Genomic DNA, 21,324 nt, shown 5'->3' with positions numbered 1-21,324 from the left:
TCTATCGGCTAGCGACGATGGGTCTTCTTGCGACTCATGAGCAGGCATATGCCGGCAAGCGCCAGGCCCGCGCCCGCAAAGCAGGCGATCGGGATGATCGGCGTGCCGTCGCCCGTCTTCGTCAGCGTCTTCGGCGTCGCCGCCGTCGCTGCGGACGTCTGCGTCGCGGTATCGTTCACCATGACGACGAACTCCGAGAAGTTCTTGACGCCCGTGATGGTCAGCATGCCGTCGACCACCTTCAGGTCGCTGGACGTGCGCTGCTCGGTCACCGTGCCGTCGGCGTTCTTATGCAGATGCACGACGGCACCCGGCTTGCCGTTGTACTGCGTCCCAACCGGGAACGAGATGGTCAGGCCATCGGCTCCCAGGTCAGTGACCACGGCGCCGTTCGCATCCTGCAGCTCCACGTCGAACACCTTGAACAACAGGTTGTTCGCCGGCGCGTACTGCTTCTTCAGCTCCTGGAAGCGCTCGCTCGTCGCCGGGTACTCGCTCACGGCCAGGTTGGCGTCGTGGGCGGAACCATCGGCAGCCAGCACCGTCCCGCTCGCGGCAACGCCCGTGCCCGCATCGGTCTTGGTGCCCGTGGCGGGCTGCTCAGGCTGAGGATTCGGATTCTCGCCCGAGCCGTTCTCGATCCACTTGGCATACAGCGTCATGTCCGAGTCGACCTGCGATCCGAAATCGAACGCCTGCGTCAGAGCCTCGTCGGTGTACCAGCCGGCGAACGTGTAACCGTCGCGCGTGGGATCGGCGGGCTTCGTCACCGTGTCCGGGGTGGTGTCTTCCGCTTCGGGCGTATGGGAGCCCTTGATGATATCGAAGCCGATGACCCAGTAGCACGAGCTCATGGTGGTGTTCTCCTGCTCGGGCGTCGAGGTCATGAGCGGTCCGTTCACCGTCTGGGAGGTCAAGGCGCTTCCGTTGCCGGCATCGAACGACACCGTGTGCTTGTCCTGCGTCATGGTGATGCCGTAGATGAAGCGGAAGTTGTTCTCCTTGCCCACGAGCTTGCTCACCGTGGTGTTGTCCTCCGTGGGAAGCGTCGCGTTCACGATGCTGTCGGAATCGAGCATCGTCTCGACGTAGCCGGTGGAGATCATGGGCGTCATGGGCGTGTTCTCCGCCGCGGCGGCCGCCTGGCGGAACGCCGTGTTCTCAGGCGCCTCTGCGGCATTCTGGGCCGCCTCGATGAACTTGGCCTGAACGTCCTTGTCCTCGTAAAGCGAGCTCAGGAAATAGCGCTGGTTGCCCAGCAGCTCTTCATAGGTCCACTCGCCGCCGCGCCAATAGTACTTGTCGGTGCCGTCACCGTCGGTGCAGCGCATCTTGAGCGTATCGCCCGGCTCGAAGGTGATGCCGGACTTCTCCAGCAGCGTCGTGATGGGCACGCCCCAGCCCGAGAACGTGCGCACGCCGGTGTGACCGCACGACGAGCTGCCGTTCTGGAAGGTCAGCATATCGTTGACCTCTTCTTCGGTGAAGTTCACCGTCTTGGCTACCGAAGACTCCTCAGAGCCGTTCTTCATGCGAACCTCGAGCGTGCCGCTGTTGTAATTCGTGTAGAAGCGGATATCCTTCGTCACCGTCGGAAAGCCCTCGGCCTCGATGGTCACGCGGTACTGGCGCTCCTGGACATAAGGATCGTCCTTCGTCACATCGTCCTTCGTGGTCTCGAACACTGGGGCTTCCTCGGTGCGCGTCACCTTGATGGCATTGCCGGACAGCGTCCACTGCTCATCGGTGAGCGTCTGCTCGTCCGTCGGCTTGCCGTCCTTGAGCCAAGCGACCTTCATGGTCTTGGCCGCCTTGGCCCATCCCTCTCCCACGTTCTTGAGGGCGAGGGAGGACGTCGAAGGATCGGACGATGCGCGACCGCGCAGCTCGGTCGTGGTGATGGTGGCAGGACCGGAGGGCACGGACGTCTTGTCGTCGAGCGGCGTGTCCATGTCCAGGCCGTTTGCCTGCAGGAAGTTGTCGTCGTAGATGGACGCGTCGATGACCTCGCCGGCCTTGGGGCTGTCGGCCGTCACCGTGAACGTGGCGTTGCCGTTGTCCTTGATGGAATAGCCGTACTGGGCCAACGTGCGGGCCCCTTCCTCATCGTAGGCGTTCGACACGATGGAGGCGACGGCGTCTTTCTCGCTCATCGTCAGGTACGCATGCTGATGCGCGACGGTCGTCTGAGAGTACCCGGCGTTCGTCTCCGCCCCGTTCGAGGGAATGATCGACGTGCCGTCCGACATCCAGATCACGTGGTTCATGGAGCGCACGTTCGCCTTGCTCGTGAGCATGAACGTAGTGCTCGCCGGAACCGTGTCGGTGCCGGCCGTCTGGCTGACGGCCGTGAAGTTCAGGCCGCTCGGCACGACGGTGTCGATGCCGTCGAACTTGACGGGCGCCTGCACGTAGCCGGAACCGCGCACGTACGTCTCCGCCGTGCAGCCGGCGATAAGGCCGTCGGACGAGGTGGTCTTCACGTGCGCGACGCCGTCCATGAGCGCGAACCCGAGCTCGCCGGTCACCACGATGGAATCGCCGTCGTCGCTCACGGCAGCCGTGACCGACGTGTACTTGGAGTTCGGGGAACCGTCGCTGTTCACGATGGTGAAGCTCTGGGCCAACGCGTCCGCATCCGTCACCGTCACGCTGCCGTAACCGGGGTTGATGACGAACTCGACGAACTGCCGGGCATCGTTGTCCGTGGTCCCCGTGTGGCGTGCGCTCACGCTGTAGCCGTCGACCTCGCACACGACGTCAGCGCTTGCAGCCATGATCGCGGGCTCGTCGCCGACGCCAGCTTCGCCTGCGGGCTCCTCCGATGCGGAAGCAGCCGTTTCGGCGGGCTCGTCAGGATCGGCAGCCTCCACGGTGGAGTCGGTATCGTTCGAGCCGGTTCCCTCTTCTTCGGCGACAACGTCTCCGCCGAGCACGTCCGATTCGGTCTGCTCGCCTTCAACGGTCGCCTGCGGGCCTTCCGCATCGGAAGCCGCCGCAACCGCCTCCTCGGCGTATGCGCGCGTGTTCGTAAGCGTGGTGGGGATCATCAGGCCGCAACACAGCACCAACGCCACCGCAACGCGCAACCCCATTGCAGCGAAACCGTTCTGCAAAATCTGGGCACCTCCCTTCGGTGTGCCTCGATCTGCTTTACCGTGATTCATCCCATGCTCCTTTCTTCCGACATATCGACAGAGGAGCGCATGTCGCAATTACGCCCTCGATAAGAATAATAGTCAGGAAAGCATAATGCGTGCCCTGTACTTTAGGGACAGGTTTTGAATTATTCGGGCAAAAGGATAATAATGTCGACCACGCAAAGCACGTACGTCGGGGAAGGGGGCTATACTGTGCCCGTGCGTACGACGATACTGACATTCGTGGGATTTTCCAGTCTGCTCGCTTGGCTTCAAACCAGCGAGCAGCTTTGCCTCGCCCGCGATGCGGCGGTGCACAACGGCAGCTTCGCCGCCGGCGTCACCTTCGCCGTCGCGCTGCTGCTCTACGGTCTGCTCAACCGTCTGATCGCATTCGAGCCAAGCAGGCGCTTCATCGCCGTGACGTCCGCCGTCGCAGCCGCGTGCGGCATCGGGTACGCCGTCGCCGACGGAGACGGTATTCGCCTGCTGCTCTTCTGCCTGCAAACGGCAAGCTGCGCGGTGCTCGCCGTGTCATGGGGAGAGCGTCTCACGCGCCTCACCTACCGGACGCTCATTCCCCTCGCGTGCGCTGCCGGCGCCTGCGCGAGCAGCGTGCTGGCCGCTTGCCTGCTCGCCCCCGCTCCGGCGGCCCTGCTCGTCCAGGCCGCGCTGCCCATGTGCGCAGGCCTCTGCCTGCTTGCCAAGTCGAACGGGGATGCCCCCGACGTGCCCACGGCAAGCAGCGGCCCCCTCACGCTCGATCCCATCGAGCTGACGGCGCTGCGCACCACGCCCTGGATGCTCATCGCGGTCATAAGCTTGTGCACGCTCGCGGCGGGCCTGTTCGCAGGGATGGCCACCAATCCCTACCTCGCCAATTCGCACGTGGTGGTGTCCGACATGCTCATCGCCACGCTGGGCGGGCTTGCGGTCATGGGCATTGGAGGATGGGCGTTCTTCCGGTGGTACGTGACCCGTCGAACGACGGAGCGTCCCGAAAGCTTCGACGAGCCGCACGTGGCGATACCGTTCATGCACGTGAGCTCGAGCGTGGCGTTCATCCTGCTGATCGCCGGGCTGCTGCTGTTCTCGACGAAGCTTCCAGGCACCATGACCGCAGCCCTCGGACTCGTGCTCGGCGCGAAGAACTGCCTCGTCGTGCTATGCTGGACCCTTTTCCCGCGGGCGATCGCGGATGCCAAGCTGCCGTTCGTTCCCTGCTTCGCCCTGCTCGTGTTGGGCAGCGGCACGCTGTACGCGTCCTTCCTGGGGGCATGGGTCAACAAGAGCATGTCCATCGGCTTCGATGCGCTCACCAGCACGGCCACGGTGCTCATCGCCTTCATCGCCGTGCTCACCATCCTCTACATGGCCGCGCGCGTGCGTCATATGAGCGCGCGGCAGCGCATGCAGGAAGAGCCCGCGGCGCCCGCTCCGCTCAGTCTCGAAGAGATCCGCAATGCCCTGAGAGCCCACCAGCAGCACCTGATGGAGCCCTACGGTCTGACCGAGCGCGAGCAGCAGATCGTGACGATGATCATCGACGGCCAGACGATGGGAGGCATTGCGGAGGAGCTGTTCATCACCGAGCGCACGGTGAAGTTCCACAGCAAGAACGCCTACGACAAGCTCGGCGTGCACAGCAAGAAGGAACTCATGCAGATGTTCTCCGATTTGCCGGGCGCGTTCGAGGGCGCTCATAGGAGCACCCCCCCCCCGCATGAAAATCGGAGCGCCTAGGAACCTCCCGGCGCTCCTTTTCGGCTACCCCTCCACCGCGAATTCCTCGGCGGTGATGGCGGCTTTGGCGGCGGCGAGGGTTTCGGGGGTGCCGTCGTAGGCGAGCCTCACCGTGTCGGCCTCGTGGTCGGCGACCACCGACTCCACGCCCGCCAGCGCGCCCACGGCCTTCTCCACGCGCGCCGTGCACTTCGGGCAGTGCATCCCCGTAACCCTCAACGTCTCTTCAACCATGGCGATTCCTTTCCATCGTATAGCGTACAAATGTTTCACGTGAAACATCCCGTGCCAGAAGGCGGGCACCGTCTTCCCTACCGGCGGCTCATGCGCACGCTCATGTCGAGGGGCTTGGCGGCGAAGGGGGCCGTCGTGGCGAGGCCGTCCACGCCGGTGGCCGCGTACGCGCCCGCGTTCTGCGGGTTCACGCCGCCGGCCGCGATGAGCGTGACGCGCGGGTCGATGGCGCGCAGCTCCTGCACGAGCGGCGCCAGCTCGGCTACCGGCACCTTGTCCACCTGGATGCCGTCCACCCCGGCGCGCGCCAGCACGCGAGCGCGCTCGGCGTCGGCCTCCACGAACAGCTTCTTCTCGATGCAGCGGCCCTTGATGGCCGGCAGCTGCTCCACGAACGCGTCGAAGCCGCCGAAGAACGTGAGGTGATGGTCGAACACGAGCACCGTCTCGGACAGCCCCAGCCGATGCGGGAACGCCCCTCCGGCCATGACGGCCTCGGTCAGCAGGTCCTTCGCACCCGGCATGCTCTTGCGCGTGGTCAGCACCTCGCAGCGCGGGTTCGCGGCATGCGCCGCATCCACCATCGCGCGGGTCTTCGTCGCCACGGCGGACAGGTGGTCGAACACGTTCAAGCACACCTTCCACGCCGCATGCAGGTCGCCCGCGGTGCCGCGCACGCGGAAGAACTCCTCGCCCGCGGCCGCGCGCTCACCGTCGCGGCGCGCCTCCACCACGTCGCAGCCGAGCTTGCCCATGATGCGCCGCACCACGTTCGCGCCGGCCAGCACGCAGTCCTCGCGCGTGAAGTACGCCATCTCGCCCGGCTCGTCGCCGACGCCCAGCACCGCGCACGTGAGGTCGACGTAGGGCACGTCCTCGGCGATGAACCCGTCGATACGCGCATCGGATAGTCTCAACATGCCGCCCCTTCCCTCTTCACGATTGTAGCCATCCCAGAATAGACCAAGGCGCGCGACGCGGCTAGCTGTACTTTACGTACAGCATCGCGCGAACCGCGCGCGATCGGCGCGCACGCGGCCGCTGGATTCGTGCGCGCCAGAGGCGGGCGGGCGCGTGCCACACCCGAAACCGAACGAATGTTTCACGTGAAACACGTACGCCGATGCGCACGCGCGAGGCGCGCCCTACAGCTCGCCGATGATGCGCTTCGTGCGGGCGTTCACCTCGGCTTTCGCGCGCTCGACGTCGAGCGTGGGGTACGCGCCGTCGCGGTACACCACGCGCCCGTCGCACATGGTGAGGCATACGTCGGCGCCGTGGCCGGCGTACACGACGTTCACCAGCGGGTTCGTCATCGGCGCCCACGAGGGTCCCGACACGTCGAACACGCACAGGTCGGCCTTCGCGCCCACGGCCACGTACCCGCAGTCGTCGCGCCCCTGCGACAGCGCGCCCATGCGCGTGGCGGCTTCCAGCGCCTGCTTCGGCGTGACCACGGCCGGATCGTGCGTCGAGCCCTTGTACAGCAGCGCCAGCAGGTACAGATCCTGCATCATGTCGTGGTTGTTGTTCGACGCCATGCCGTCGGTGCCCAGGCACACCTTGACGCCCCGCTCCAGCATCTTCGGCACGGGCGCGAACCCGCTGCCCAGCTTCATGTTCGACGCGGGGTTCGCCGCCACGAACACCCCGCGCGCGGCCAGCACGTCGATGTCCTCGTCGTCCACCCACACGCAGTGCGCCGCCGTCACGGGCACGTCGAACAGGCCCAGGCTGTCGAAGTAGCGCACGGGCGTTAAGCCGCCGTGACGCTGCTGGCATTCCTCGTGCTCGGAGCGCGTCTCGGACACGTGCACCTGCACGCGCATCCCCTGCTCGCGCGCGAACGCCGCGAGGTCGACTACCGCGCGCGGGTTCGACGTGTACTCGGCATGGATGTTGCAGTCCACCACGATGCGCCCATCGCCCGCACCCTGCAGGTCCCGCAGCAGGCGGCGGTTCTGCGCATCCACGGGCAGCTCGTCGAGCCCTTCGCCGTTGAACGCCAGCAGCGAGTCGGAGAGGTTCATCTTGAGGCCGGCGTCCAGCGCGGCGCGCGCGCCCTCCTCCATGTGGTAGTACATGTCCGAGAAGCTCACGCAGCCGTAGCGCGCCATCTCGGCGCACGCGAGCAGCGTGCCCCAGTAGCAGTCTTCGGCCGTGATCTTCGCCTCGAAGGGAAACACCTGGTCGTTGAGCCACGCCTGCAAAGGAAGGTTCTCGGCGTAGCCGCGCAGCAGCGTCATGGGCGCGTGCGCGTGCGCGTTGTAGAACGCGGGCGCCAGCAGCTTGCCCCGGCCGTCGTACGCCTCGCCGTACGCCGCGGCGTCCTCGCCCGCCGGCGCGGTGTCGCCGAGATAGGCGATGCGGCCGTCGCGCACCCCCACCCACTGGTGGGTGCGGTAGTCGAGGTTCTCGTCAAACAGGTCGATGTCCGCGAACAGCATGCGCGCTCCTTCTCCTCCGCACGCTTGTCCGGCCTGCGGGTCGATTCCTTCTGTCCAACTATAGAGCTTATGCTATCATCCCGATAAGACGAGTGGCGCGTCCGCCGCGCGCGGGCGCTGAAAACCCAGAAAGAAGGAACCATGGCAGAAGAATGCACGCACGAGTGCAGCAGCTGCGGCGAGTCCGGTTGCGGCGACCGCACCGCTCAGGGCCCGAGCACCATCGAGACGAACTCCCGCTCCAACGTCAAGCACGTCATCGGCGTCGTGTCCGGCAAGGGCGGCGTGGGCAAGTCGCTGGTCACCAGCCTGCTTGCCAGCGAGATGCAGAAGCGCGGCAAGAAGGTGGGCATCCTCGACGCCGACGTCACCGGCCCGTCCATCCCCAAGACCTTCGGCATCACGAACCCGCTGACCGCCGACGCCGACGGGGTCATCCCCGCGCAGACGCAAAGCGGCATCAAGGTGATGTCCACCAACCTCATGCTGCCGAAGGACGACATCCCCGTCGCCTGGCGCGGCCCGGTGGTGTCCAACGCCATCCGCCAGTTCTACAGCGAGACGAACTGGGGCGACATCGACTACCTGTTCGTCGACATGCCTCCGGGAACCTCCGACGTGCTGCTCACCGTGTTCCAGTCGCTGCCGGTCGACGGCATCGTCACCGTGTCGGCTCCGCAGGAGCTCGTGGCCATGATCGTGGGCAAGGCCGTGAACCTGGCGCACGAGATGAACGTTGAGCTGCTGGGCCTCGTGGAAAACATGGCCTACTTCGTGTGCGACGAGTGCGACAAGAAACACCACATCTTCGGCGAGCCCCAGGGCGCGGCCGTGGCCGAGCGCTACCGCATCCCCGCCTACGCCACGCTGCCCATCGACCCCAGCTTCGCGCGCCTGTGCGACGCGGGCAAGGTGGAGGACTACGACGTGGCCGGCGCGCTCGACCCCGTCATCGCCCAGATCGAAGCGGTGGAGCAGAACTAGCGCCGCGCCGCGCGCAGCCGCCAAGCGAACGGACCGCACCCGAAAGCCTCCTCGAAACCCCGGGGAGGCTTTTTCACGCCCGGAAGCCCTCAGGGATGCACGTCGAAGTAGCCGGTCTGCCCGCGCACCTGCCACGTGCACACGGCCAGCGCGATGACGAACAGGCCACTCACGAGCGAGGTGAGGTCGCACGACCCCGTGGACACGCTGCTGGCCAGCGCCCAGGCCGTCAGCATCGCGTCGATGAACGTGATCCAGAAGAACAGGGTGATCTTGCGCGGGTTCCGCGCGCCGCGCAGGCCCAAAAAGCCGATGATCAGGTTGAGGCACGCGCCCGCCATGGACATGGCGCCCACGACGGGCTCGGCCAGCACGGAGGGCTCGGCGCCCAGCACCATGCGGCCGAACAGGTAGCCGCCCCACAGCGCGGCGCCCAGCAGCAGCTCGGCGACGGCCCATACGATGACGAACAGGCACAGGCGGCGCAGCCACACCTGCCATGTGGTCATCGGGGTTCCATCGTCGCCCACCGGCACCGTCTTCGTGCGTTCGTCCGCCATCTCGGCCATGCTCGTTCACCTCGCTCGCCGTCGTCATCCGCGCCGCGCATACCGCGCAAACAAAAAACGACGGATGCGCATCGCATCCGTCGTAACATGAATGGTGGAGCCTAGGGGGATCGAACCCCTGACCTCATGGCTGCCAGCCATGCGCTCTCCCAGCTGAGCTAAGGCCCCGAAAAAGTGCGAAGCCTAGTATACCGGAAGCAGAAACGCGGTCAAGCACTTTTTTCGAAAAAAGTTGCGCACCCGCTCAAAGACAGGATGAATCATCGCGGTGCCGCGCCGAACCATGACCCCATCGCACCTCGTCATACCCGAAAATCGCCACAAACACACCCCCGGATGTCCTATCGGCACCGACCTGTTATGTGGTAAGGTGATACGCTGTAACCCCTACCCCATCCGGCGATACCACCCGTTGATCGGAGCGAAGGATAGCACCGGCAGGAACACACAGCGCCTCGCGCTTTCACCCGACAGCATCCGCATGGGTCTGCGCCATCGCATGCGCCTGCGCGCTGCTGGCCTCGATCGCCTGCCTCCCCTCGCGCGCCCTCGCCGACGAGTTCACCACGTACGGCGAGCGCGTCGTGACCGTCGCCTACTTCGAAGACGGCGACTACATGTCCATCGACGAGGACGGCAACTACGTCGGGTACAACGTCGAGTACCTCAACGAGATCGCCCGCTACGCCGACTGGACGTACGAGTTCGTGGATTACCCCAGCTGGGAAGAGGCCTACGCCGCGCTCGAGGCGAACGAGGTGGACCTGCTGCCCCTCGTGTACTACACCGAGGACCGCGCGCAGCGCATGACCTACTCGGCATCGTCGCTGTGCGAGATCTACACGACGCTCAACGTGCGGCTCGAGGACACGCGCTACGCCTACGAGGATTTCAAGACGTTCTCCGGCATGCGCGTCGGCGTGATCTCGAACAGCCAGGACGCCGAAGCGTTCGTGCGCTACAGCGAGCAGAACGAGTTCTCCGTCGACGTCGTCCCCTACGGCGCCACGAGCGACCTGCTGAGCGCGCTCGACGACGGCGACGTGGACGCCATCGCCATCACGTACCTCGGCAGGAACTCGCGCTTCCGCACGATCGCGCAGTTCGCCCCCGAGCCGCTGTACATCACGATCTCCCCCGAGCGCTCCGACGTGGCCGAGGAGCTCGACGAGGCGATGGGCCGCCTCAAGCTGCGCGATCCCGACTTCTCCACGACGCTGTACGATCGTTACTTCGGCATCAACACCGATCAGGACCCCGTGTTCACCGAAGACGAGTACGCCTACCTCGCCTCGGCACCCACCCTGCGCGTCACCTACGACTCGTTCAGGGCGCCGCTGTCCTACACCGACCCCGAGACCGGCGAATTCGCCGGAGCGGCGGCCTCGCTGTTCGAAGACATCACGCGCATCACCGGCCTGCAGTTCGAGTTCGTCCCCGTCGATCGCCACGACGAGGCCCTCGAGCTCGTGGAGAGCGGCGAGGCCGACATCGTCTACGCCATCGATCGCGACTCCGACCCCGACGCCGCCGGGCAGCTGTCCACCACCGGCCCCTACCTGCGCGACCCCATGGCGCTCATCGTGGGGGCGAACCCGTCCGGCACGCGCGTCGCCCTGCCGCACGGCTTCGCACTGGCCACGAACATGGCCCAGACCGCGCACGCGGCCGACGACGTCACCTACTACGACACGCCCAAGGACTGCTTCGACGCCGTGCTCGCAGGCCGCGCCGACATCGCGTACGCCGACACCCACGTGGCGAACTACCTGCTGACGGAGTCGCAGTACGCGAGCCTGAGCGTGACCACCATCACCAGCTTCTCCAACAGCATGAGCATCGGCGTCGGGCGCGGGCTCGACGACCGGTTGGTCAGCATCCTCGACCGCTGCGTGCAGTACACCGCCGACAGCAAGATGACCACGTGGCTGTCGCAGAGCTCGCTGGCCGTGCACCCCACGAGCCCCCTCGACTTCCTGCGCCAGTATCCGGTACAGTCCATCGCCGCCGTCATCGCGCTGTTCGGCATCGTCCTCGGCGCCGCCCTCTACATCAGCCGCGTGAAGCTGCGCGCGGCGCGGCGCGTGGAGGAGTTCTCGTTCACCGACCCGCTGACGGGCGGCTGGAGCCTCGCCCGCTTCCGCTCCGAGGTGGGCACGCGCATCGCGAACGCCCCCGACGGCACGTACGCCATCGTGTACCTCGACATCAAGCGATTCAAAAGCTTCAACGCCGCGTTCGGCTACGCCACCGGCGACCGCGTGCTGCTCGACCTCAACGAGACCCTGGCCGCCATGAGGGCGCCGGACGAGCGCTACGCGCACGTCATCGCCGACGAGTTCGTGCTGCTGGTCCGCTGGAACGGCTGGGAGGCGCTGCTCGACCGCTTCGGCGAGCTCGACCGCCGCTTCAACGGCACGAGCACGCTGGCCGAGCTGTCGCATCGCCTCCTGCTGCAGGCGGGCGCGTGCGTCATCGAGCGCAGCCCCGAGACGCCGCGCATCGACGCGCAGACCATCATCGAGTTCGTGGACAGCGCGCGCTACGCCCGCGACAGCATCGGCGACATCTCGCGCAGCGCCGCCGCGCAGTACTCGGCCGGCATGAAGGACCGCGACGTCGCCGAACGCGCGCTCGTGGCCGTGGCGCACGACGCGCTCGAACGCGGCGAGTTCACGGCCTTCTACCAGCCGAAGGTGGAGATCGCCACGAACCGCCTCGTGGGCTTCGAGGCGCTCGCCCGCTGGGTGTCGCCCGAGCGCGGGCTCGTGCCGCCCGACGAGTTCATCCCCCTGTTCGAGCGCACCGGCCTCGTGATCGACCTCGACCTGCACATCCTCCGGCTCGCCTGCACCCGCATCCGCGAGCAGCTCGACACCGGGAAGCAGGCGCTCGTCATCGCGTGCAACTTCTCGCGCCTGCACCTGCAGAACGACGCGTTCCCCGAAACGGTCAAGGGCATCGTGGACGAGTACGGCGTGCCCGTGGAGCTGCTGGAGCTCGAGCTGACGGAGAACATCGTCATGGAGGACCTCGAGCGTGCCGAGCGCCTGTGCCGGCGGCTGAAGGACCTCGGGTTCCGCATCGCCATCGACGACTTCGGCAGCGGCTACTCGTCGCTCGGCACGCTGCAGAACCTGCCCATCGACGTGCTGAAGCTCGACCGCAGCTTCCTCATGAGCAGCGAGAGCGGGGAGCGCTGCAAGGCCATCCTCGACGGCGTGGTGTCCATCGCCGACAAGCTGGACGTGGACGTGGTGGTGGAGGGCGTGGAGACGCGCGACCAGGCGTCCATGCTCGTGCGCATGGACGACCGCACCATCGCGCAGGGCTTCCTCTATTCGCGGCCCGTTCCCCGGGACGCCTCCGACGCGCAGTTCGCCGCCGGTTCCATCGAACCGAGCGATCCCGCCTAGCAAACAAAACGGGGGCGGTCGTTCGCGCGACCGCCCCCGTTGTCGTTACGCTTTTTCAGACGCGTAGAATACCGCTTGGTCGAACACCTCGCCCACCGACTTGCCGTCGATGAAGGGAAGCGTCAGGAACTCGCTCACCGTGGGCACCAGCTCGCTCGCGTCGACGTAGTGTCCCTTGTCGTTGAGCTTCGCCGTGTCCTGCGCGCGCCAGTATCGGTCGTTGACGTCGGTCAGGTAGTACGTTTCGCTGCCGATCTCCATGTACACGGAGTGCTTCGCGTGCAGGTAGTTCGGCAGCTCGTCGAAGGATACGTCGAGCGCCTCCGCAGCTTTCGTTCCCATAACGGCCCCTTTCGTCCGAAAAACACCTTGGCGTTATCATAGCAAGAACCGTCAGCGGTTGCATCGGAAATGGCAGAATCGTTCAGCCCGTTTTCGCGGCGAAGAAGCGCTCGGCGATGCGTGCGGCCTCGGCGGCGTCCTTGCCGTAGAAGTCGGCGCCGATCTGACGGGCGTACTCGGGCGTGAGCACTGCCCCGCCCACGAACACCGCCGCATCCGGCACCTCCTCGTGCACGAGGCGCACGGTCTCCTCCATGGCCTTCACCGTGGTGGTCATGAGGGCCGACAGCCCCACGAGGCGAATGCCCTGCTCCTTGACCACGCGCACCACTTCGGCCGGCTCCACGTCGCGGCCGAGGTCCACCACGCGGAAGCCGTAGTTCTCCAGCAGCATCTTGACGATGTTCTTGCCGATGTCGTGGATATCGCCCTTCACCGTGGCCACCGCGATGGCGCGGGCGTCGTCGGCCGTCGCAGCCGGGTCGGCCGCGCGCTCCTTCACCACGTCGAACCCCGCCTTCACCGCCTCGGCCGAGGCCATGAGCTGCGGCAGGAAGAACGTGCCGCGCTCGAACTTCTCGCCCACCGCATCGAGCGCCGGGATGAACACGCCGTCGATGAGCGCGAGCGCATCGTGGTGTTCCAGGAGGCGCGCGACGGCGTCGGGCACCGGCCCCTTGCGACCGGTGAAGATGAGATGGACGAGCGCGCGCACCTCGTCGGCGGCGTCGGCGAACGCGGGCGGCACGGGGACGGCGTCGTCGGCCACAAGGACGTCGCGAGGCGGCACGGCGGGCGCGGCTCCTCGCTCGGACCCGCCCGGGACGGGCGCGGCATAGGGGTCGGGAGCGTCGCCGTAGGCGTCGATGAACGCCGCCGCGCCTGCATCCTGGCCGTTCAGCACCTTGAAGGCAGCCACCGTGTCGCGGTAGCGGGCCGCAATCGGGTTCAGGATGGGCAGATCGAGGCCCACGCCGAACGCCGCCGCCAGGAACGTGGCGTTCACGAGCCCGCGCTGCGGCATGCCGAAGCTGACGTTCGACACGCCGAGCACCGTGCGCACGCCGAGACGCTCCTTCACGAGCGCGACGGCGCGCAGGATCTCGCGCCCCTCGTCCTGGTTCGTAGCCGCCGCCATGACGAGGCAGTCCACCACCACGTCCTCGCGCGGGATGCCGCGGCGCTCGGCCTCCTCCACGATGCGCGCTGCGACGGCGTAGCGCCCTTCGGCCGTGGGAGGGATGCCGTCCTCGTCGAGCGCGAGCGCCACCACCGCGCAGCCGTAGCGCTTCACGATGGGCAGCACCGCATCGAGGCTCTCGCGCTTGCCGTTCACGGAGTTCACGAGCGGCTTGCCCGCGTAGCCGCGCACGGCGGCCTCGATGGCGGCCGGGTCGCTCGAGTCCACCACGAGCGGCAGCGTGACCGTGGCCTGCAGCTTCTCCACCGCGGCGCGCAGGGCGACCGGCTCGTCCAGCTCGGGCAGCCCCACGTTCACGTCCAGCACGTCGGCGCCGGCCTCCTGCTGGGCCACCGCCTCGCCCACCAGGTAGTCGAAGTCGCCGGCACGCAGGGCGGCCTTGAGCTTCGGCTTGCCCGTAGGGTTGATGCGCTCGCCGATGACCGCGATGCGCGCCCGTCCCGCCGGCAGCACGACGGCCTCCTGGGCGCTCGTCAGCACGCAGGCGCGCTCGAAGGGCCGCGGCTTGGGCGCGCCGAAGCCGTCCACGAGCGCGCGCACGCGCTCGATGAACGCCGGGCTCGTGCCGCAGCACCCGCCCACCATGCTGGCGCCCGCCTCCAGCATGCGCTCCATAGCGCGCGCGAACGACGCCGGATCCACGTCGTACACCGTGCGGCCGCCCTCCATGCGCGGCAGGCCGGCGTTGGGCTGCACGAGCACGGGGCAACGGGCGAAGCGCGCCATGGCCTGCGCGGCTTCCAGCAGCTCGTCGGGCCCGAGCGAGCAGTTGAGGCCCACCGCGTGCGCGCCCATGGACGACAGCGTGACGGCCGCCACCTCGGGCGGCGTGCCGAGGAACGTGCGCCCGTCCTCGCCGAACGTCATCGTGGCGAACACGGGAAGGTCGCAGCGCTCCCGCGCGGCCAGCAGCGCCGCCTTCGCCTCGCGCAGGTCGGCCATCGTCTCGATGAGCACGAGGTCGCAACCCGCGGCGCATACGGCGTCCACCTGCTCGGCGAACAAACCGTACGCCTCCTCGAACGTGCAGGTTCCCAACGGCTCCAGCAGCACGCCCAAAGGCCCGATGTCGCCCGCCACGTAGCGTGCGCCCGCTTCGCGCGCGCACGCCGCGGCGGCGCGGTAGACCTCGGCCACGCTCGCGCGGCCCTCCAGCTTGCGGGCGTTCGCGCCGAACGTGTTCGTGGTGATCACCTCGGCGCCCGCCGCCACGTAGTCCGCATGGATGGCGGCGATGGCCTGCGGATGCGAGAAGTTCAGCAGCTCGGGCACCGCGCCCGCGTCCGCCAGGCCGCACGCCTGCAGCTGGGTGCCCATGCCGCCGTCGAACACAAGGAAGTCCTCGCCGCGCAGCGCGCGTGCCAGGTGCTCGTCGGCGATGGCGATGCCGTCGAGCGGGTCGTATGCGGAAACGTCAGCCATGGCAGGTGATTCCTTTCTTCCTGAGCTGGCAGTTTGGGCGCAGCTGGCACGACGCGCACGCGTCGCGCACGGTCGCGCTCGGCAGCGGCCGGTCGAACAGGCCGACGACGGCCGTAATGCTTTTGGTGGGAACGAGCAGGTTGCCCTCGGTAACCGCGAGTCCGATGCGGCGGGGCGCATCGAGCGCCGCCAGGAACGCGGGCTGCACCGTCAACGGCAGATCGCCGTAGCCGGGGCTGAAGCGGAAGTTCGCGTGGAGACCCTCGGCGGCGGCTTCCTCCACGATGGCGGCCTCGGCGGCGTTCGCGGCGGCCTCTACGAGCGCCGACGCCGCCGCGCCGTATAGCAACGCGTCGACCGGCCCGAGCGCGGCGTGCTTGCGCAGCTCCCGCTCGCTGGCCGCGCCGAGCGTGCACGCCATGAGCGCCGCCTTGCGCGCACCGCGCAGATGCGCGGCGATGGAGTGCCCCTCCAGCATGAGCGGGCTTCCCGCAAGCGCCACGCGCGGCTCGTCGCCGTCCCAGCAGCTGCGAGCCTCGTCCACGTCGAACGTCGCGTGGACGCAAGCAGGGCGCAGCGTGCGCTCGCATGCGTCGGCAAGCTGCTCGAACCGCACGCGCAACCCTTCGTCCAGCTCCTGGCCGGCGTAGCCGAGGTAGCGCAGCGCCTCGGCGCGGTCGAGCCTGAGCGCAGGCGCAGAGGTGTCGGAGCCCGGGCTCACCGCTGCCACGCCGCCCGCAGCGCCGCGACGTTCGCGCGCGCGATGTCGGGCTGGTTCATCGTGTACACGTGCAGGCCGTCCACGCCGCTCTCCGCCAAATCGACCAGCTGGTCGTTCGCGTATTCGATGCCCGCCCGGCGCAGATCGTCGGGCGCGTGCTCGTAGCGCGCGAGCAGCTTGATGATGGGAGACGGCAGCGACGCGCCGCACATGAACACCATGCGCTGGATCTGCGCTTTCCCCAGAAACGGCATGATGCCGCACGCGATGGGCACGGTGATGCCGGCCGCCAGCGCGGCGTCCCAAAAGCGATAGAAGTAGGCGTTGTCGAAGAACAGCTGCGTGATGAAGAACGCCGCGCCCGCATCCTGCTTCTGCTTGAGGTGCTCGACGTTGGCGCGCGCATCGATGCACGCGATATGCCCCTCGGGGTAGGCGGCCGCCCCCACGCAGAAACCCTCCTCGGCGAGGACGGCCACGAGGTCCTTCGCGTAGCGGAACGCGCCCGCCCCCGGCTCGCCGCACGCCGGCGCCGCATCGCCGCGCAGGGCCAGCACGTTCTGGATGCCCTTGCGCCTGAGGTCGCCGATGGTGCGCGACAACCCCTCGTCGGTGGCATCCGCGCACGTCAGATGCGCCACGGTGGGCACGTCGAAGTCGGACTGGACCATGGCGGCCACCTCGGCGGTGGCCTGCTTGTTGCCGCTGCCGCCGGCCGAGTACGTCACGCTGATGAAGTCGGGCACGAGATCGGCCAGCTGGCCGGCCATGGCGTGCGCCGCTTCGAGCGAGAGATCGCCCTTCGGCGGGAATATCTCGAACGAGACGGGCTGGCGCCCTTCGGCTTTCGCGGTGCGGTATATGTCGGCAATCTGGGTCATGCCGTCATTATACGAAAGTGCGGCTCAGCTGGGCGCACCGCCCCGCCAAGCCGCACCTTTTCACCACGAGCGCGCCGCGTTCGCGCTACCGGTTGCGCACGAGCTTGCGCATCGAGCCGATGGGGGCGAACGTCAGGATGGCCCCGACGACGCACAGCAGGAACACGATGGCCGCCGTGAACGCCGACGCGCCCGACACGTTCACGCCCACGCCGACGAGCGCCCACAGGAACACGAGCGGGAACGCGACGTCGTCGTACGCCTTGCGCATCACGTAGCCGAAGGCCAGCACGCCGGCCGTCAGCAGGATGGTGAACAGGCCGTTGAAGAACGGCACGCCGCCGTCGAGCAGGCGCGTGACGAGGATGGCCATGTTGGCCAGCGTGGCCACGGTGACCCACGCGGTGTAGATGGACACGGGGACCCACCCCGCGGCGGTCTTCATCGTGCGGCGCACGTTCAGGTACAGGGCAGCCAGCACGAGCCATTCGGCCACGATGACGACGAACGACACGCCCACCATCTCGAAGTGCCACAGGGCCAGCCACAGCACGTTCAGCGCGCAGCTGGCGATGAACAGGACCGACGTCATGCTGAAGCGGTCGGGGCGGGTGGGAGCCGTGCGCGTGTACGCGACCAGCCACACGATCATCGCGATGTAGATGAGCGTCCAGATGGCGAACACGTAGCCGGCCGGCGTGAACCACGTGAACACGCCGTACGCGATGTCTGCCGACGTGGTTCCTCCCACCTGGCCGCCCTCTATGATGGCGTTGCCGAGCAGGGTCAGGGCGTACACGATCCACATGGTGACGGTCTCGACGGTGAGGTAACCGCCGCGCTCGAGCTTGCGACCGGTGCGCGTGTTGCGGGCACGCTGCACGACGCTCGGCGCCGACGCGGCGCGATACGCATGTTGGGGCATGATGCACCTCGCTTTCTGAGGGAACGAACTTCGGTCCCTTGGATAGGGTGCACTCCAGTGTAGCGCCGTCGGCCGCCGCGGGCCTCAACGGCCCCTTAGCAGTATTTCGTCGCTTTAGCGCAGATCAGAAGCCTATCGCTCAACGTTGACGCGTATGCGCAGGAAGTCGCCGGGGGCCAGCTCCTCCCCCGTCTCGAACGCGTAGCGCTCGGCCGAGCGGTTCGCCACGGCCACCGGCACGCGCTCGGGCAGCGGGTCGCCGTCGTCGGGCGCGGGCGCGGGCAGCCAGGCGAGGTTGCGCACGCGCACGCGGGCGATGCGCGGGCGCGGCGACAGCGCCTCCAGCTCGTCGCCCTCGCAGAAGCGGTTGTAGCAGCGCGCCGTCACGCGGAACGCACCGTCGCCGGACGCGGAGGGCTCGCACGCCTCCACCGTGGCTGCGTGCAGACAGGCGGTGGTGTAGCCGTCCACGGCGGGCGACTGCTGCGCCGCGCCGTAGTAGAAGCCGGTGCCGTAGGGGCGGTGCGACACGGCCAGCAGCTCGTCGGCCACATCGGCGGCCGGAGCGCCGTCCAGCACCTGGCGGTAAGCGCGCACCACCGAGGCCACGTAGAACGCCTTCTTGTTGCGGCCCTCGATCTTGAACGAATCGACGCCGGCGGCGGCCAGGTCGTCGAGGTGCGCCAGCATGTTGAGGTCCTGCGCGTTCATGACGTACGACCCGCGCACGTCCTCCTCCACGGGGAAGAACTCGCCGGGGCGCTGCTCTTCCACCAGCGCGTAGCTCCACCGGCACGGCTGGGTGCAGTGGCCCTTGTTGCCCGAGCGGCCCGTCAGCGCGGCGCTGATCAGGCAGCGGCCCGACACGGCCATGCACATGGCGCCGTGCACGAACGCCTCCAGCTCCAGCTCGCGCGGGGCGTCGGCGCGCAGGCGCGCGATGTCCTCCACGCTCATCTCCCGCGCGCACACCACGCGGCTCGCGCCCAGCTCGTGCCATACGCGCGCCGCCTCGGCGTTGCACACCGAGGCCTGGGTGCTCACGTGCAGCTCCACGCCGGGCGCATGCCGTTGCGCCAGGCGCAGCGCGCCCAGGTCGCTCACGATGAAGGCGTCGACACCGGCCGCGGCGAGCGCCTCGAGGTACGGGGGAAGCGCCGCGAGGTCGTCGGCATCCATGAGCGTGTTGAGCGTCACGTACACCCGCGCGCCCGCGGCGTGCGCGTGCGCCGTCGCGGCGGGAACGTCGTCCAGCGCGAAGTTCGCCGCGCGCTGGCGCAGGCCGAAGCGGTCGGCCGCCAGGTACACGGCGTCCGCGCCGAAGCGCACCGCCGCTTCCAGCTGAGCCCGCCCGCCAGCCGGCGCGAGAAGCTCGGGGGTCGTTGTCAGTTGTGTTTGCATGCGCCGTATTGTAACGCATCGGCAGGTCCGCGAACCGTCAGCCATCGAAGCCTTTCTCTTTGGGCGCAAAACAGCACCCATGACAATCCTGAAGCTCACCCGATACGCTTCGATGTCTTGCAGACGCGAGAAACCCCAGGTGGCAAGAACTCGCTTACTCCGTCGCTGTATGATTTCGCACGACTCTGCCCCTCAGATTGCCATGGGTACCGTTTTGCGCCCAAAACAGCCGCCCGGCCCCTCCCGCAAGCGTCGAAGGGCGGCCCAACGGCCGCCCTTCGCAAACACCTTCAACCGGAAGCTCCGCCCCGCGCTCGAAACCCTACCCCTCGTACGACACGCGGGCTCCCTGCGGGGTGTCCTCGATCGTGAAGCCCAGGCCGCACAGGCCGTCGCGCACGGCGTCGGCACGGCCCCAGTCCTTCGCGGCGCGCGCGTCGGCGCGGGCGGCCAGCAGCGCGTCCACGGCCTCGGCGGCGTCGGAGCCCTCGTAACCCGCGATGTCGGCCGCCAGCGCCACCACTTCGACCGGGTACCCGTCCGCGGCGCTCGCGCCGGCGGCGGCCTCCACGTCGATGCCGAACACGCCCATGAGCTCCACGATCGCGGCGCGCGCGTCGCGGACGGCGGGCACGTCGGAAAGCGAGATGGTCTTGTCGGCGGTCTGGGCGTTCACCGCGGCCACGAGGTCGAACACCTCGCCGAGCGCCTTGCACGTGTTGAAGTCGTCGTCCATGGCCAGGATGAACGCGACCTTGCCCTCCTTGGCACGCTTCATCAGCTCGCGCGTGTCCAGCGGCGAGGGGATGTCCTGGGCGTTCTCCAGCTGCCAGTCCAGGTTCTTCACCGCGTTCTCGATGCGGCCCAGCGCGGCGCCCGCCTCGGCCAGGCGCTCGTCGGAGAAGTCGAGCGGCGAGCGGTAGTGCGTCTGCAGCATGAGGAAGCGCAGCACCTTCGGGTCGGTCACCTTCAGCACGTCGCGCAGCAGCTTGAAGTTGCCCAGCGACTTGCTCATCTTCTCGGCGTTGATCTGCAGCATGCCGCCGTGCATCCAGTAGTTCGCGAACGTGCAGCCGCATGCGGCCTCGCTCTGCGCGCGCTCGTTCTCGTGGTGCGGGAACACGAGGTCGGCGCCGCCGCCGTGGATGTCGAAGGGCAGCCCCAGGTACTTGCGCGACATGGCCGAGCACTCGATGTGCCAGCCGGGACGGCCGCTGCCCCAGGGCGACTCCCACGCGGGCTCGCCGGGCTTGGCGGCCTTCCACAGCGCGAAGTCGAGCGGGTCGCGCTTGCGGTCGCCCACGCCTTTGTCGTCGGCGCGCAGCTCGCGGTGACCGCTCTCCATCTCGTCCACGTTGCGACCCGACAGCTCGCCGTAGGCAGGGAACGAGCGCACGTTGAAGTACACGTCGCCGTCCGCGTCGTAGGCGTGGCCGCCGTCGATGAGCTCCTGGATGAGCTCGATCATCGCGGGGATCTCCTCGGTGGCCTTCGGGCGGATGTCGGGATCGAGCACGCCGGCGGCGCGCATGTCCTCGATGAACGCCTCGGTGTACTCGGCGGCCACCTCGGAGGCGCTGCGGCCCTCCTCGTTCGCCTTGCCGATGATCTTGTCGTCCACGTCGGTGACGTTCTGCACGAACGTCACGTCGAAGCCGCGCCACATGAGGTAGCGGCGGATCACGTCGAAGCTCATGAACGTGCGCGCGTTGCCGATGTGGATGTAGTTGTACACGGTCGGCCCGCACACGTACATGCCCACCTTGCCGCGCTCGCGCGTCTCGAAGTCCACCTTCGTGCGGGTCTTCGTATTGTATAGCCTGATCATAGTAGTATCCTCGCATCCTGCCTGTCCGAACGTCGCACCCCTGCGGACGCGCGTCAATTGAAAATTCTAG

The 21,324-nt window shown here is 67.7% G+C and carries 15 protein-coding genes and 1 tRNA gene; 3 read left to right on the top strand and 13 right to left on the bottom strand.

The window, feature by feature from the left end; all coding sequences use genetic code 11:
- Positions 1–8: 8 nt before the first annotated feature.
- Positions 9–3,095, bottom strand: coding sequence for an InlB B-repeat-containing protein (locus GS424_RS17830; protein WP_218958883.1), 3,087 nt, complete (start codon positions 3,093–3,095; stop codon positions 9–11).
- Positions 3,096–3,308: 213 nt separating this feature from the next.
- On the opposite strand from GS424_RS17830, the gene GS424_RS04410 reads away from it, so the two are divergent.
- Entirely contained in the window at positions 3,309–4,883 is a 1,575-nt protein-coding gene (locus tag GS424_RS04410; protein ID WP_160942936.1) for a helix-turn-helix transcriptional regulator, read from the top strand.
- A 24-nt stretch (positions 4,884–4,907) separates the two neighbouring features.
- Here GS424_RS04410 and GS424_RS04405 read toward each other — a convergent pair whose 3' ends face one another.
- The 3 genes from GS424_RS04405 to GS424_RS04395 form a co-directional block, all read right to left on the bottom strand.
- Positions 4,908–5,117, bottom strand: coding sequence for a heavy-metal-associated domain-containing protein (locus tag GS424_RS04405; protein ID WP_160942937.1), 210 nt, complete (start codon positions 5,115–5,117; stop codon positions 4,908–4,910).
- 77 nt (positions 5,118–5,194) lie between these two features.
- Positions 5,195–6,037 (bottom strand): ModD protein, encoded by an 843-nt coding sequence (gene modD, locus GS424_RS04400; RefSeq protein ID WP_160942938.1) that lies wholly within the window; start codon positions 6,035–6,037, stop codon positions 5,195–5,197.
- 225 nt (positions 6,038–6,262) lie between these two features.
- Positions 6,263–7,564, bottom strand: coding sequence for an amidohydrolase (locus tag GS424_RS04395; RefSeq protein ID WP_160942939.1), 1,302 nt, complete (start codon positions 7,562–7,564; stop codon positions 6,263–6,265).
- A 141-nt stretch (positions 7,565–7,705) separates the two neighbouring features.
- On the opposite strand from GS424_RS04395, the gene GS424_RS04390 reads away from it, so the two are divergent.
- Positions 7,706–8,548 carry an Mrp/NBP35 family ATP-binding protein gene (locus tag GS424_RS04390; RefSeq protein ID WP_154334335.1) on the top strand — a complete coding sequence of 281 codons (843 nt, stop codon included), beginning with the start codon at positions 7,706–7,708 and terminating at the stop codon, positions 8,546–8,548.
- Positions 8,549–8,637: 89 nt separating this feature from the next.
- Here GS424_RS04390 and GS424_RS04385 read toward each other — a convergent pair whose 3' ends face one another.
- Together GS424_RS04385 and GS424_RS04380 are read right to left on the bottom strand one after the other, a co-directional pair.
- A complete protein-coding gene (locus tag GS424_RS04385) occupies positions 8,638–9,117 on the bottom strand; it encodes a hypothetical protein (protein WP_160942940.1) in 480 nt (159 codons plus the stop codon).
- A gap of 92 nt (positions 9,118–9,209) precedes the next feature.
- Positions 9,210–9,285 (bottom strand) — tRNA-Ala (locus GS424_RS04380).
- Positions 9,286–9,701: 416 nt separating this feature from the next.
- On the opposite strand from GS424_RS04380, the gene GS424_RS04375 reads away from it, so the two are divergent.
- Positions 9,702–12,533 (top strand): EAL domain-containing protein, encoded by a 2,832-nt coding sequence (locus tag GS424_RS04375; protein ID WP_244977675.1) that lies wholly within the window; start codon positions 9,702–9,704, stop codon positions 12,531–12,533.
- 45 nt (positions 12,534–12,578) lie between these two features.
- Here the strand turns inward: GS424_RS04375 and GS424_RS04370 are convergent, their stop codons facing one another.
- The 7 genes from GS424_RS04370 to cysS form a co-directional block, all read right to left on the bottom strand.
- Positions 12,579–12,875, bottom strand: coding sequence for a CDP-alcohol phosphatidyltransferase (locus tag GS424_RS04370; RefSeq protein ID WP_154334330.1), 297 nt, complete (start codon positions 12,873–12,875; stop codon positions 12,579–12,581).
- Positions 12,876–12,957: 82 nt separating this feature from the next.
- Complete coding sequence (locus tag GS424_RS04365; protein ID WP_160942941.1) at positions 12,958–15,498, bottom strand: homocysteine S-methyltransferase family protein; 2,541 nt, start codon at positions 15,496–15,498, stop codon at positions 12,958–12,960.
- The gene (locus GS424_RS04360) at positions 15,491–16,228 is read right to left on the bottom strand and encodes a vitamin B12 dependent methionine synthase (RefSeq protein ID WP_244977674.1); all 738 of its coding nucleotides are present in this window, start codon (positions 16,226–16,228) and stop codon (positions 15,491–15,493) included. The genes GS424_RS04365 and GS424_RS04360 overlap by 8 nt, the downstream gene beginning before the upstream one ends.
- The gene (locus GS424_RS04355; RefSeq protein ID WP_160942942.1) at positions 16,216–17,100 is read right to left on the bottom strand and encodes a methylenetetrahydrofolate reductase; all 885 of its coding nucleotides are present in this window, start codon (positions 17,098–17,100) and stop codon (positions 16,216–16,218) included. Before GS424_RS04355 ends, GS424_RS04360 begins: the two co-directional genes overlap by 13 nt.
- A gap of 85 nt (positions 17,101–17,185) precedes the next feature.
- A complete protein-coding gene (locus GS424_RS04350; RefSeq protein ID WP_160942943.1) occupies positions 17,186–18,025 on the bottom strand; it encodes a TspO/MBR family protein in 840 nt (279 codons plus the stop codon).
- Positions 18,026–18,157: 132 nt separating this feature from the next.
- Positions 18,158–19,426 carry a U32 family peptidase gene (locus GS424_RS04345; protein WP_244977673.1) on the bottom strand — a complete coding sequence of 423 codons (1,269 nt, stop codon included), beginning with the start codon at positions 19,424–19,426 and terminating at the stop codon, positions 18,158–18,160.
- Between the two features lie 322 nt (positions 19,427–19,748).
- The gene (cysS, locus tag GS424_RS04340; RefSeq protein WP_160942945.1) at positions 19,749–21,254 is read right to left on the bottom strand and encodes a cysteine--tRNA ligase; all 1,506 of its coding nucleotides are present in this window, start codon (positions 21,252–21,254) and stop codon (positions 19,749–19,751) included.
- Positions 21,255–21,324: the final 70 nt, after the last annotated feature.

Origin of the sequence: Eggerthella guodeyinii (assembly GCF_009834925.2) — a bacterium.
Taxonomy (GTDB): Bacteria; Actinomycetota; Coriobacteriia; order Coriobacteriales; family Eggerthellaceae; genus Eggerthella; species Eggerthella guodeyinii.
Note: the sequence above shows the minus strand (reverse complement) of the source record. Positions and strands in the feature narration are given on the sequence as shown.

Excerpts from the sequence above, each read along its gene's own strand:
- GS424_RS17830 (WP_218958883.1), bottom strand. The coding sequence starts at position 3,095 with ATGGGGTTGCGCGTTGCGGTGGCGTTGGTGCTGTGTTGCGGCCTGATG.
- GS424_RS04410 (WP_160942936.1), top strand. The coding sequence starts at position 3,309 with ATGTCGACCACGCAAAGCACGTACGTCGGGGAAGGGGGCTATACTGTG.
- GS424_RS04405 (WP_160942937.1), bottom strand. The coding sequence starts at position 5,117 with ATGGTTGAAGAGACGTTGAGGGTTACGGGGATGCACTGCCCGAAGTGC.
- modD (WP_160942938.1), bottom strand. The coding sequence starts at position 6,037 with ATGTTGAGACTATCCGATGCGCGTATCGACGGGTTCATCGCCGAGGAC.
- GS424_RS04395 (WP_160942939.1), bottom strand. The coding sequence starts at position 7,564 with ATGCTGTTCGCGGACATCGACCTGTTTGACGAGAACCTCGACTACCGC.
- GS424_RS04390 (WP_154334335.1), top strand. The coding sequence starts at position 7,706 with ATGGCAGAAGAATGCACGCACGAGTGCAGCAGCTGCGGCGAGTCCGGT.
- GS424_RS04385 (WP_160942940.1), bottom strand. The coding sequence starts at position 9,117 with ATGGCCGAGATGGCGGACGAACGCACGAAGACGGTGCCGGTGGGCGAC.
- GS424_RS04370 (WP_154334330.1), bottom strand. The coding sequence starts at position 12,875 with ATGGGAACGAAAGCTGCGGAGGCGCTCGACGTATCCTTCGACGAGCTG.
- GS424_RS04365 (WP_160942941.1), bottom strand. The coding sequence starts at position 15,498 with ATGGCTGACGTTTCCGCATACGACCCGCTCGACGGCATCGCCATCGCC.
- GS424_RS04355 (WP_160942942.1), bottom strand. The coding sequence starts at position 17,100 with ATGACCCAGATTGCCGACATATACCGCACCGCGAAAGCCGAAGGGCGC.
- GS424_RS04350 (WP_160942943.1), bottom strand. The coding sequence starts at position 18,025 with ATGCCCCAACATGCGTATCGCGCCGCGTCGGCGCCGAGCGTCGTGCAG.
- GS424_RS04345 (WP_244977673.1), bottom strand. The coding sequence starts at position 19,426 with ATGCAAACACAACTGACAACGACCCCCGAGCTTCTCGCGCCGGCTGGC.
- cysS (WP_160942945.1), bottom strand. The coding sequence starts at position 21,254 with ATGATCAGGCTATACAATACGAAGACCCGCACGAAGGTGGACTTCGAG.